Annotated in this window: 11 protein-coding genes; 4 read left to right on the plus strand and 7 right to left on the minus strand. The window is 50.3% G+C overall.

The genetic code is table 11. From position 1 onward, the window contains the following. Positions 1–223: 223 nt before the first annotated feature. Together C8J48_RS17545 and C8J48_RS17550 are read right to left on the minus strand one after the other, a co-directional pair. On the minus strand, positions 224–745 hold the full coding sequence (locus C8J48_RS17545; RefSeq protein ID WP_107728562.1) for an alpha/beta hydrolase: 522 nt from the start codon (positions 743–745) through the stop codon (positions 224–226). Positions 746–1,023: 278 nt separating this feature from the next. Continuing rightward, positions 1,024–3,165 (minus strand): Tex family protein, encoded by a 2,142-nt coding sequence (locus C8J48_RS17550; protein WP_107728634.1) that lies wholly within the window; start codon positions 3,163–3,165, stop codon positions 1,024–1,026. 923 nt (positions 3,166–4,088) lie between these two features. On the opposite strand from C8J48_RS17550, the gene C8J48_RS17555 reads away from it, so the two are divergent. From C8J48_RS17555 to C8J48_RS17570, 4 genes are all read left to right on the plus strand, one after another. Next, positions 4,089–5,213: a slipin family protein gene (locus tag C8J48_RS17555; protein WP_107728563.1), complete on the plus strand. Its 1,125-nt coding sequence runs from the start codon at positions 4,089–4,091 to the stop codon at positions 5,211–5,213. Positions 5,214–5,350: 137 nt separating this feature from the next. Further along, complete coding sequence (locus C8J48_RS17560; RefSeq protein ID WP_146160528.1) at positions 5,351–6,130, plus strand: ABC transporter permease; 780 nt, start codon at positions 5,351–5,353, stop codon at positions 6,128–6,130. Between the two features lie 5 nt (positions 6,131–6,135). Continuing rightward, positions 6,136–6,918 (plus strand): ABC transporter permease, encoded by a 783-nt coding sequence (locus C8J48_RS17565; RefSeq protein ID WP_245891281.1) that lies wholly within the window; start codon positions 6,136–6,138, stop codon positions 6,916–6,918. Positions 6,919–6,928: 10 nt separating this feature from the next. After that, positions 6,929–7,903, plus strand: a complete 975-nt coding sequence (locus C8J48_RS17570) for an ABC transporter ATP-binding protein (RefSeq protein WP_107728565.1) — start codon at positions 6,929–6,931, stop codon at positions 7,901–7,903. A gap of 204 nt (positions 7,904–8,107) precedes the next feature. On the opposite strand, the gene C8J48_RS17575 is transcribed toward C8J48_RS17570, so the two are convergent. Genes C8J48_RS17575 through srlE form a run of 5 tightly spaced genes read right to left on the minus strand, consistent with a single transcriptional unit; the run spans position 8,108 to position 12,112 of the window. After that, entirely contained in the window at positions 8,108–8,431 is a 324-nt protein-coding gene (locus C8J48_RS17575) for a hypothetical protein (RefSeq protein WP_146160529.1), read from the minus strand. Then, complete coding sequence (locus tag C8J48_RS17580) at positions 8,391–9,398, minus strand: sugar-binding transcriptional regulator (protein WP_107728567.1); 1,008 nt, start codon at positions 9,396–9,398, stop codon at positions 8,391–8,393. Before C8J48_RS17580 ends, C8J48_RS17575 begins: the two co-directional genes overlap by 41 nt. A 28-nt stretch (positions 9,399–9,426) precedes the next feature. Continuing rightward, positions 9,427–10,716, minus strand: a complete 1,290-nt coding sequence (locus tag C8J48_RS17585; protein ID WP_107728568.1) for an NAD(P)H-dependent oxidoreductase — start codon at positions 10,714–10,716, stop codon at positions 9,427–9,429. Continuing rightward, the gene (locus C8J48_RS17590) at positions 10,704–11,096 is read right to left on the minus strand and encodes a PTS glucitol/sorbitol transporter subunit IIA (protein WP_170105687.1); all 393 of its coding nucleotides are present in this window, start codon (positions 11,094–11,096) and stop codon (positions 10,704–10,706) included. Before C8J48_RS17590 ends, C8J48_RS17585 begins: the two co-directional genes overlap by 13 nt. A gap of 20 nt (positions 11,097–11,116) precedes the next feature. Then, positions 11,117–12,112 (minus strand): PTS glucitol/sorbitol transporter subunit IIB, encoded by a 996-nt coding sequence (gene srlE / locus C8J48_RS17595; protein WP_107728570.1) that lies wholly within the window; start codon positions 12,110–12,112, stop codon positions 11,117–11,119. Between the last annotated feature and the right edge of the window lie 7 nt (positions 12,113–12,119).

A 12,119-nucleotide genomic window follows, 5' to 3' on the forward strand; every position in this document is an offset into this window, starting at 1 on the left:
TGAAGGAACAAAGGCCGCACAAGAGGTTGTGGTTGTAATTATATTGAAGTGGATGACTCTTATTTTTAGGCTGTTTTCTAAAAGATTGTTGCTATTGAATAAAAAAATGAATGGCGTACCCAACGATCATTTGAGTACGCCAATTTATATTATTTCGAAATTTGCTTATTCCATTAAAGCCCCCGTTTGCAGAAGATCGTTGTTCAACTATACAAAACCCGAATTATAAGCCTTTGATATCCTCAACAACTTCGGACAAATCGTTGTCAAACAGATGTCCACGCCCATCAAACTTCCGAATAATTGCCTTCGGAATTTTTTCTGCATAATGTGTAAGGTGGGAAAAAGGAACAATTTCATCGTCGCGGCTATGGTAAAAGAAAATTCGTGGTATTTCTTGAAGCTTTGAGGAGGAGTCTTCTTGCAAAACAGACTCATCATATGGTGGCGCAATAAGGAACACACTGGTAATAGTTTTTGTCAGTTTCTCTTCAGAAAGATACTTCAACAAAATGGAACCGCCCACAGAGTGTCCAACAAAAATCACTTCACCGTTTAGCTTGCTAAGGTCTTTTGAAATCTGAACTTTCCATGTTTCATAATCAGGTTTTTCCTCATTAGGCATCTTAGGATAAAGTACATTGTAATTGGAGCCGAGAGCATCTTGCAGATATCCTGCCAATTTTCCATCTTCTTCATATGCTCCATGACCTGCACCTTGAATGAATAATATGTGTTTTTGCATATTTCAACTCCCACTTTTTTTAAGTTTATCACATATGACTACTAAGGATTTCTTCTCGATTGCTTAATAGTTTTCCTCTTGGTTAAATCGTTAAACTCTTCATATACATTTTGCCACATACGAAAAATCACCTCTAACTATTATACATCGCAAAGATATAAAACGATCCGCCATCAAAAATAAAACAAGGCCGCAATCTCCGACTGCCGGCCTTGTTTTATTTCCCATCTATAATCTTTGCATAAGTGAATCAGCTGCTAATCGTTCCAACCCTACCGTCATACCGGTACCATACTGAGCGCAACTCGTTCCCGTTTGGTGTCGACGGACAGCACCCACACATCGACTATGTCACCGACCCCCACCACATCCATCGGGTGTTGCACAAAGCGCTCACTCATCTTGGAGATATGGACTAAGCCGTCATTTTTCAAGCCGATATCGATAAAGGCGCCAAAGTCGACCACATTGCGCACGGTTCCTTTTAATTCCATTCCTTCACGCAGATCTTCCAACTGTAAGACATCGGAGCGAAGCACCGGCGCCGGCAACTCTTCCCGTGGGTCGCGCCCCGGTCGCAATAGCGCCTCCACGATATCGCGCAAGGTTGGTTCCCCGCATTCCAGCTGTTGCGCCGTCGCCGCTACATCGACGGTTCGCAACTTCTCTTTCAGCGCTGCGCTTCCGATTTCCTGGGGTTGACTGCCCAGCTCCTGCAGCAACGCTTCTACCACCGGATACGATTCCGGGTGAATCGGTGTCTGATCCAAAGGATTCTCCCCTGTGGGAATGCGCAAAAATCCGATGCACTGTTCATAGGTTTTCGCACCTAAGCGTGGTACCTTTTTTAACTGTGCACGGTCGTTAAAACGACCTTCTTCATCCCGACGCTTAATGATGTTTTTGGCCACGGAGGCATTGACCCCGGAAACATACTGCAATAGCGCTACCGATGCGGTATTCACATCGACACCGACATGGTTGACCGCCGACTCCACCACTGTGGTCAAACTTTCACCCAACCGCTTTTGCGACACATCATGCTGATACTGTCCCACACCGACCGCCTTTGGCTCGATCTTTACCAATTCCGCCAAGGGGTCTTGTAGACGGCGGGCAATCGAAACTGCACTCCGCTGGGCCGCATCCAAGTCGGGAAACTCCTCCCGCGCCAGTTTGGAAGCGGAGTAAACGCTAGCCCCCGCCTCATTGACGATGATGTAATAGACGTTGCGCTCCAACTCTTTCAACAACTCCGCCACAAACGATTCCGTCTCACGGGAAGCAGTCCCGTTTCCAATGGCGATAATACCGATTGGATACGATTGTAGCAGCTGTTTGATCCTTTGTTTAGCCTCTTCGATCCGGGCTTGCGGCGGTGTCGGAAAGATCACTCCCACTTCGAGCATCTTGCCGGTATCATCCACTACCGCCCATTTGCAACCGGTGCGGTAGGCCGGATCCAATCCCAGTACCCATTTGCCTCGGATCGGCGGTTGCAGCAACAGTTTACGCAGGTTTTCCGAGAAAATATGAATCGCCTGCTCTTCTGCCATTTCCGTCATTGAATTACGGATCTCACGTTCCAGCGAGGGAAAGATCAGCCGCTTATAGCTGTCGGCAGCCACTTCCTTCAAATAGCGGTAGGGCCGTGGAGACAAGGCCCGCTCCAGCCGCGTTAGGATGGGGCCATCCTCTTCCACTTCGATGTGCAACTTTAGCACATCTTCACGCTCACCCCGGTTGACGGCCAAAATGCGGTGTGCCGGCATCGTGCGAACCGGTTCACGCCGTCCGTAGTACATCTCATACACCGAAGTGGTATCGGGATCTTTTGCTTCTGATACCAATACACCCCGCTTCCACATCCGCTCCCGCACCCATTTGCGGATATCGGCATCATCCGCCAGCTCCTCGGCCAAAATATCCATCGCACCGGCCAATGCCGCCTCTGCTGAGTCGACTTCTTTTTCCTCATCGACAAAAGAGGGGGCGAGTGCGTTCACCTCTTCCTCCGTCTGCGCCCGCTGCATCGCTTCAGCCAAAGGCGCCAGGCCGCGCTCACGGGCGACTGAGGCCCGCGTCTTCCGCTTGGGCCGATAGGGACGGTACAAATCCTCTACCGTCTGCAACTTATCGGCAGTCTCAATTTTTTGCCGCAGTTCATCCGTCAGTTTATCCTGTTCGTCGATGAGACGGATCACTTCTTCTTTGCGCTGATTCAACTGCACCAGATAACGATGCCGCTCTTCAATCGCCCGCAACTGCTCTTCGTCCAACTCTTGTGTCATCTCTTTGCGGTAACGGGCGATAAACGGAATCGTGTTCCCATCCTCCATCAATTCCACACTGGCTTTCACCTGTCCGGGACGCAATCCCAACTCCGTCGCAATCAATTGATATCTCTCGTTTGCTTCCATGAGCCCCTCCGTATCCAATCGAAGTTCGTCCTTCATCATACCTTCTTTATCACCACAGAGCAATTCGACCCATGGAGCGGGACTCCTCTGCCAAAAGGAGTAGGAAAGGCGTCTAGTGATGAAATTTATCCCGTTGATGATACAAAGATAGAACCGTTGCGGTAGATCTTTGCATGCGAAGAGCCTTTGCTGTGCCATAGTGGAAGAAATCACTTTTCTTGAAGAAAACGAGATCATTATTTACCCTGGATCGTTCATGAGTTCAAAATCCGATTGCTGGTCCAGAGTCTTTGGAATTTTGATTCCCGTACAATGTCTCCATCAGTTAGACTAACGACTAACTCGCCTTCATTCTTTCAATTTCCAATTATTCTATTGACAGAATTGTCGTCCCGTTCTATTATCGCTAATAGACGCTTCTCGATGCTGGGATTTCTGATGATCCCGCAGTGCTTCTTCCGCTGGAAGCAAGTATGCTGGAAGCGTGGTACCCTCTCAAGGTATCCCTCTCCTATTAATCGTGGTGTCGGAGGTTCGATTCCTCCATCCCTGAAAAGGGATTAGCTCAGTGGTAGAGCACACGAAACATCGGGGTTCGATTCCCCAATCGTCTAGGGGACGATGCTTGGCAAAGCATACTCTTACAACAGGCTGTTGCGCAAACCCTTCGTGAACGGGCGGGAGCACTCCTGTCCGTTCACACCAAGACGGCGACCTTGTAGGTTGGCGGATACCGGTTTGGTTTCTCTTTTGTCGACCGAGCTGGCAAAAGCGATCGTGGGAAGAGTAGGTCCGAGCTTTCGGCGGTTGTTTTTCCTCCCGGTCCCATGAGAAAAGCCACTCCTCAAACCAATCTCCGTCGTCAGCTTGGGGAGGGGACCGCAGCAGTCTCCCATTTTATTATTCAGAGAAGAGGAATCATCATGATTCACATTCAAAAGGATCAGCGCGGCTTCTTCTTTAAACGGGGTGACTATGTCAAATTCCTCAAGCCGGGGAGCTACTTTTCGCCGTTGTTTGCCAACCGCTCCTTCAGCCGTTATCAAGTCGTGATCGTGGATGTCAATGAGCCGTTCTCCCTTCCCGATCATCCCCTTCATCTGTTTTTACACGATGAAGAGCTGCTTCAGGAGCTAACCATCCTCGATGTACAGGATCATGAGTTGGCGCTTCACTATGAAGACGGAAAATTTGTCAATGTATATCCTTCCGGCAAATATGCCTTTTGGAATGTATATAAAAAACACACCTTTACGATGGTGGATAAACGGGAGCCTGCGGTTGAGGAAGAGATTGACCGCACCATCTTTAATCAAACGGAGTTACGGGGATATTTTCAAATCCAGCATATCCCCAAACAACACCGTGGCCTTCTTTTTTACAATCATCAGTTTCAAAAAGAGGTAAAACCGGGAAACTACTATTTCTGGTATAGCGCGATCGCCGTTAATATGGAAACGATCGATATGCGCCGTCAGCAACTGGACATCGCCGGCCAGGAAATGATGACCGCAGATAAAGTGACACTGCGGCTCAACTTCGTTTGCCAGTATCAGGTGACCGATCCGTTGAAAGTGCTGGAGATCAACAACTTTAAGGAACAAGTCTATATCCATCTGCAGCTGGTATTGCGGGAATATATCGGCACCTATCGCTTGGACGAGTTGTTGAAACAGAAGCAGGAAATCGGCTCCCTCGTATTGGAGCGGTTAAAGGAGAAAGAAGCGGAGTTTGGCGTCCGTTTTATCGATGCTGGAGTAAAGGATATCATCTTACCCGGCGATGTCAAAGAGATTATCAACACCGTCCTGATCGCGGAGAAGAAAGCACAGGCCAATCTTATCACCCGCCGGGAAGAGACCGCATCGACCCGCAGCCTCTTAAACACCGCCAAGCTGATGGACCAAAACGAGACACTGTATCGATTGAAAGAGCTGGAGTTTATGGAGCGCATTTGTGAAAAAATCGGCGATATCTCCATCACCGGCGGCGGCAACTTGCTGGAACAACTGAATGATCTGCTAGTACGGAGAGCGGGGGAAAAATAAAAGTGATCAAAGGGTTATCGGGCTTGCTGCAAGGGGGTTCCTTGTACAGGCCCGTTTTTTGGTTTACTTCCCCAACTGAATTTGATAAAATTTTTGTTCGTCAGATATGTCGAAATAGAAGCACGAGGGAAGAAACAATGGTTTACTGGGAGTTATTGATCAAAAACATCAAGGTCCAATTCCAATATCGTATCGCCCATATGATCAACAATCTGGGCAGTCTTATCTTCGGCTTTATCTATATCGCCATCTGGGTCGGGGTATTAACAGGGAAGGAAGAAGGCAGCCCCTATTCCGCCACTGATATGACTCACTACATGGCGTATGGACAAGCGCTTTTATGGATGACGATCTTTTTAACACCAGGCCTCGGCATCCCCAACCGGGTGCGAAACGGAGCGATCAGCCTGGAAATGGCGCGCCCTGTCTCCTATTTCACCTATACCGCAGCACAGGAAGCGGGACGGATCATTTATAACCTCTGCTTCCGTTCCATCCCGATCTTGTTGATATTTGCACTTACGGTGGGCATCCACCTTCCTACTAACCCCATTTCTTATCTGTGGATGACGGTTGCAGCAGCTGTCGCGATCTGGCTTTCCATTAACCTTCATTACTTGATCGGGATCAGCGCCTGCTGGACCTATGAGATCAGTGGAGCTCATTTTATGATCGTCACGCTTTTATTTGGTCTCGGAGGACAACTTGTGCCGCTCGACTTGCTGCCGGGAAACTTAGGCTTGTGGGCACAATGGCTTCCTTTTGCCGGTGTGTTGTATACACCTGTCATCATTTATCTGGAGAAAGCCGGGATGGAAGCCCTATTGATACCTGTCCTTTGGGCTTCAGTATTAACCCTGTTTAATCTATGGCTGACTGGACGTGCCCGGCGGAAGTTGGAGATTCAAGGGGGATGAATGGAATGAAACTGTTCTTCACCTTGTGGGGAGCCAGCCTTCGTTCTCGTATGCAGTATAAAGGGAATTTTTTATTTTCCTCTTTTACCTACGGCCTGATCATGGCCGTCGATTTTTTGATGTTAGCAGCAATCTTGCTAAGATTTGACGATGTGATGGGCTGGACAATATACGAAGTCGGTTACCTGTATGGGATTGCATCGGCATCGATGTCCCTTTATCGCTTGTTGGCTCCGGAAATCCATGAGTTTGAACGCTATATGGTAGAAGGGGAATTTGACAGCCTCCTGATCCGTCCTGTTCCTCCACTTACCCTGCTGTTGACCCGTAACCTGGAACTGAGCCGAATCGGCGGAGTGGTACAAGGGATTGCAATCCTTGTCCTCTCCTTACACGGATTAGCAGCAACGACTCATTGGCTTCCCGCCCTTCTCTACCTACCCGTCGCCTTTATCTCCGGGTTGATTATTTCCTTCGCATTGGGGCTGATCACCGCCACCCTCGCCTTCTGGACCCAGCGCATTAAAGATTTTCAAGCTTTTACTCTATACGCCCCCAATAACGCAGCCAGTTATCCGATGAGCATTTATCCCGGTTGGCTGAAGTGGATCCTGTTTACGGTTCTGCCTGTCGCTTTTATCGCCTATGTACCCGCCCTCTATCTACTGGATAAAGGGGGAACATGGCACAACCTGTGGGTCTCCCCAGCGGTAGCAGGGGTATTTCTATGGATTTCCTTGCGCTTTTGGCGGTTTGGCATTCGTTATTATCACAGTACGGGAAGTTGAGGGAGATGCGATGATCGAAGTGAAAAACTTGCAGAAAACCTTTCAAGTGCCAATCACACAACCGGGGATATTTGGATCCATCCGGTCTCTTTTTTCTCGACAACACCGGCGAGTGAAGGCAGTGCAAAATATCTCCTTCTCGGTAGAGACTGGAGAGTGCGTCGGCTACATCGGACCCAATGGAGCCGGCAAATCCACCACCATCAAGATGTTGTCCGGAATCTTGCATCCCAGCGACGGCACAGTGACGGTGATGGGACACAGCCCACAACAAGAGCGATCCATCGTCGCCCGTCATATGGGAATTGTGTTTGGTCAACGGACACAGCTATGGTGGGACTTGCCTCTGCGTGATTCTTATGAAATTCTGAAGCAGATGTATCAACTGTCAGAGATGGATTTTCAGCGCTTTTTGCGACGATACGACGACTTGCTCGGTATTGGAAGCTTTATCGATACACCCGTGCGTAAACTATCACTGGGACAGCGGATGCGAGCAGATTTGGCTGCGGCGTTAATTCACGATCCCACTGTACTGTTTTTGGATGAGCCTACCATTGGCTTGGATGTAGTGGCTAAAAACCGAATTCGCACCTTTTTGCAAACCATGAATCGCGAGCAGAAAAAGACCATTTTGCTGACCACCCATGATATGGACGATATTGAATCCTTGTGTCAGCGGGTAATTGTTATCAACCATGGCACCATCATCTTAGATGGTACCCTCGACGCTCTGCGGCAGCGGATTGGCCTTCCTAGTGAACTGCTGCTACAGTTTGCAACAACGCCTACCGTCACCCCTATCCCTGAGGTGGAACATATCGATCTACAAGCGGAAAATCGTGTTTTGATCCGCTATGATCGCGCCCGCATCACTGTGCCAACAATTCTGGATTTCACCCGTCACTGGGGAGAAACGGTCGATATCCAGATGCAAGAGCCCTCGATCGAAAGTGTAGTGGAGACGATCTATCGGGCCAGATGATAATCCCTATCGCTAAAGCTGACGCTTTCCCGCTTACACCCAGTTATATCTTCACAAGAAAAAAAACCGTCCCATTGGACGGAGAGGCTCTGACAAACTGGTCGCAGAACGGTCAGGGGGGTATCCATCTCACGCTCCATGTGTGGCAGAGTCGCTCGACGGTAACCCCCCTCCCTGTGTTAGCAGTTTATCATCAATCTAGGATCACTCGCTTTTTTTCCGTTTGTGCAGTCCTCTCACTTCATGCATCATCCGCCATGGTTTGCTCATCACCCGGAATGGGAAATTGCGGACGAACTTGCGGGCGTCGTCTTGAAATTCTTTTTGCATGCGGAAACGCTTGGTGAGAACACGGTCCAGGTAGTCGTGATACACTTGATGCCGGACATCGGGATTGACGACGAGTTCCCTGCCGCATTGTTCGCACCGAATTTTATAGAGACTCTTGCGGATGGTCGTCACATCATGAACCGTATCATCCAGGCAATTAATACAGTACATCTCCGTCTGACTGGTCTCCTCGAACAACTCGGCCACCACCTTCCTTTAAGCGTAAAACCGCCGCCGCCGTCTCACTGTCCACGACCAGGATATCGATATATCCACCATGGAGAGCAGCTAGCAAAGCTTTTGCTTTCCCTTTTCCCGTTACCATGCAGACAACCGTAGCGATGCTTCTCATATCTTCGACATCGATTCCGATCACGCGCTCGTTGATGGGATCGGCCACTTCCTCTCCGTTTTCATCGATAAAGCGGGAATTAATGTCACCCACGGCTCCAAACTTCATTAAGCTCTCCAAGTCGGATTCCTTTAGATAACCCAATTGAGTCATGGTAGAGGCATAGGGGCTGCCCAGACCGACAATGGCCACATCCACCCGGGTCGCCTCATGGAGTAATGCCCGGATGTCCATCGAATCCAGCAACTGCTCCTTTAGATTCTCAGAAGAGAGGATCGCGGGAACATAGAGGTGTTCACAAGTGGCACTCAATTTATCCGCCAATTGTTTGGCCAGTTGATTGGAATGTAGCTGCCCGTAATTTCGCCCCATCCCCCCGATCAAAGGCAAAATGCGCAGATGTTTTGCTTGGACGAAGGGAAATTCCTGTACAAAATGGTACAAGGTCGTCCCCCAAGATACACCTACCGTCTTGGAACGGGTAATCCGTTTCTTCAGCAGAATACCCGCCGTCTTCGCCATTTGCCGCTTCACTTCCTCGTCATCCCAACCTTCTTGCACCGGGATGACAATCGCTTCTGCCAAGCCAAAGGCATTTGTCAACTGCTCCTCCAATTGCGTAGTCACAATGGTATCGTCTTTGATGGAAATCTCTACAATCCCGGTCTCCCGCGCTTTTTGCAGTAATTTGGATATCAGGGGGCGGGACAGACCGATCCGCTTTGCCACTTCGGATTGGTTGAGTCCCGCCTCGTAGTAGAGATAGGCTGCGCGAACCATTTGTCGTCTCTCTGCCCATCTTTTTGAAACCATTCTTCTCTCCTTCTCTCTTTAACTGCGGTTATAATAGGGCATCCATCAGCTCCCGGATTTTGACGATCTCCCTCTTTTCCCTGAATTCAATATCATCATAGGTGATGATTTCTCCTTGAGGGACATGCCGTTTCATCACAACATCCGGGCTGATCAAGCCGATAGGAAGAGCTTGGCTTTCTTTTTGTGCCTGAGCGGTCACCAACCGACCATAGGCGGTAAATCCACCCAGCCCATCCAGAGCCTCTCCCAGTTTTAGCGCTTTTTTCGCCACCGCCACCGTTTCCGACCGATTGCCGTAATGGGGTGCGATCGTCGATTCGCGGTCCAAGTAGGCACGGGCAATGGAGATGGGGGTCTCCAGACTGGTCAAGTGATACGGACGGTAGAGGACATAATGAGGACCCTCCCCCATGCTGAGGTACTTCATCTCTTCATGGATTTCGTCCAATTCCGTCGTAATGACGGCAAAGACACCAGGAGCGACACCGTTGACATAGTCCACGATTTTCATTCCGTTTAAGATCCCACCTTCTTCCCGCAGGCGAAACAGCGAAGGAAGATCTTTCACTTGGCCACTGGGACCGTGCATTCCCGCCACATCGGGAAGGAAGCCGGTAGCATTGGAGACGGCATTCATCTCCACCATCGTCTTGGTGCCGTCTTTAAAGGAAGCTAACATCTTTGGATTCGCTTTTTTTCGGCGGGCTTCTTCCGCGCACGAATCCGGGTTGGCTGAGCGATCCAGCGGATTATTTTTTCCTTTCCCCAGCGCGATCACCTCAAAGGAGAGCGCTTCAGCAAAATCGTGCAGTTCCATTAACGCTCCCGGTTCATCCCCCGCGGATCCAGTATAGACCACACCTGCGGCGTCTGCCACTTTTTTCAGGTAGGGGCCGATCGTCACATCGGCTTCTACATTGAGCATGACGATATGCTTTTTCTGCATAATCGCATTCCAGGCCACCATGGCCCCTACATTGGGATGGCCGGTAGCGTCCACGACCACATCCACTTCCTCCAGCCGGGGGATCATCCCGGCATCCGAGGTAACAACCACCCGGCCGCTCCGAATCGCCCGGTCAGCCTTCCCCTCATCCTGCGTCTCCAGGATGGCACTTGCGGATACCTTTGCATGCAGATAGGCGTTGCGCGCGTTTTCCGGCATCAAGTCGGCGGTGGCCACCACATCCATCCCGGCCATCCCGGCGATCTGGGCGATCATGCCCCGTCCCATCTGACCCGCTCCAACCAAACCGACACGGATGCGGGCTCCCTGTTTTTGCAAATCTTTTAACCTTCGATTCAGTCCCAGCATGATAGCACCCCCTGATCTCTGACAAAGCGAAGCGGGGCATTCACATGGATATCTCGAACCGATTTTTCTTCCAAGGCCACTTCTCCGGGAAGATCGGTTTCTGTGCGACCGGTGAAGCGAAGGGTGCAATGACCGAGATCCCGGAGCGTTTCGTTTGCTTTGCCCCCTACACTGGTCACCTCGTACTCGGTCTCGCCAAGGATAAACTTATCCCCTACCTGGATCTCGTCGTTCAATGGGGTGACGCGATGGAGCAAGGCCAAGTCATGAAGTTCCTCCGGCGCGTTCTCATGAAAGATGATCAAGGTTTTCTCCTGTTCTACAAAATCGCTTACCATGCTGCCGATTTTCGTCACTCGGGAATCCATCAGATATTTCAATATAGACACCTCTTTTTCCATTAATCCGTGTACAGTCCAAAACTGAGGAAGTAAGCGATCAATACCGCTGCAGGGCCGGTAAATAGACGGGAGATCAGCACAGCGGGCACACCCACTTCAATGGTTTCCGGCTTGGCTTCTCCCAAGGTAAGACCGACGGGAACAAAATCACAACCCACTTGGGGGTTAATGGCAAACAGAGCGGGTAAAGCCAGTTGCGGCGGGATATTTCCCCGTCCGATCTCCACTCCGATGAGCACCCCTACCACCTGGGCGATAACGGCCCCCGGCCCCAACATCGGCGAGAGAAAGGGCAAGGCAGCGACTACCGAGATGATCAACAGCCCGGGGAGGCTGCCGGCAAGGGGAGAGATCGTGTTGGCGATGATATCCCCGATACCCGTATAGAGAATAATCCCAATTAAAGCGCTTACAAAAGCCATGAAAGGAAGGATGTTTTTAATCACTTGGTCGATCGTATCCCGTCCCGACTGATAGAAGACATTGACTACGTTTCCCATCGTTTTGCCCAGCCGGTTCAACCAATTGGGCTTCACTGGGGCCGCAGCCGGCTCCGGATTCTCTTCCTGCTCAGAGACTTCCGCAGTTGCCGCCACTTCGTCCCTTGAAACGTGGGCTCCCTCCGCCAAATGCTGAATCTGTTTTACCGTGACACCGGAGACGAAGTTGTCCTCCTGGATATACCTCGCCAGGGGGCCGGAGGGAGAAGCCGCAGTAATATCCACTGTCAGCACACCCAGCTTGGGATAGAGGCCACAGCGCGCCGTACCGCCGCAATCAATAATCACACAAGCCATTTCTTCCGGATTCACTTTGTTTTTAAAGGCATCCACAGCTTTGCCGCCGGTCATGTCAGCGATCTTCTGCGCGACGGGATGAATACCCCCGCCTGTGATCGAGGCGATAATCGTTTTCTCCTCCGTGGGTTGAATCATCAAGGGCCCTCCCCACCCACCGGAGCCTTTTTCCACCTTCACAGCGCGATACTCACTCATGAACAAG

The organism is Desmospora activa DSM 45169 (assembly GCF_003046315.1).
Taxonomy (GTDB): Bacteria; Bacillota; Bacilli; order Thermoactinomycetales; family DSM-45169; genus Desmospora; species Desmospora activa.

What these genes read in the sequence shown, in the direction of transcription:
- C8J48_RS17580 (WP_107728567.1), bottom strand. Translation starts at nt 9,398, where the DNA reads ATGGTTTCAAAAAGATGGGCAGAGAGACGACAAATGGTTCGCGCAGCC.
- C8J48_RS17545 (WP_107728562.1), bottom strand. Translation starts at nt 745, where the DNA reads ATGCAAAAACACATATTATTCATTCAAGGTGCAGGTCATGGAGCATAT.
- srlE (WP_107728570.1), bottom strand. Translation starts at nt 12,112, where the DNA reads ATGAGTGAGTATCGCGCTGTGAAGGTGGAAAAAGGCTCCGGTGGGTGG.
- C8J48_RS17585 (WP_107728568.1), bottom strand. Translation starts at nt 10,716, where the DNA reads ATGCTGGGACTGAATCGAAGGTTAAAAGATTTGCAAAAACAGGGAGCC.
- C8J48_RS17555 (WP_107728563.1), top strand. Translation starts at nt 4,089, where the DNA reads ATGATTCACATTCAAAAGGATCAGCGCGGCTTCTTCTTTAAACGGGGT.
- C8J48_RS17565 (WP_245891281.1), top strand. Translation starts at nt 6,136, where the DNA reads ATGAAACTGTTCTTCACCTTGTGGGGAGCCAGCCTTCGTTCTCGTATG.
- C8J48_RS17570 (WP_107728565.1), top strand. Translation starts at nt 6,929, where the DNA reads ATGATCGAAGTGAAAAACTTGCAGAAAACCTTTCAAGTGCCAATCACA.
- C8J48_RS17550 (WP_107728634.1), bottom strand. Translation starts at nt 3,165, where the DNA reads ATGGAAGCAAACGAGAGATATCAATTGATTGCGACGGAGTTGGGATTG.
- C8J48_RS17560 (WP_146160528.1), top strand. Translation starts at nt 5,351, where the DNA reads ATGGTTTACTGGGAGTTATTGATCAAAAACATCAAGGTCCAATTCCAA.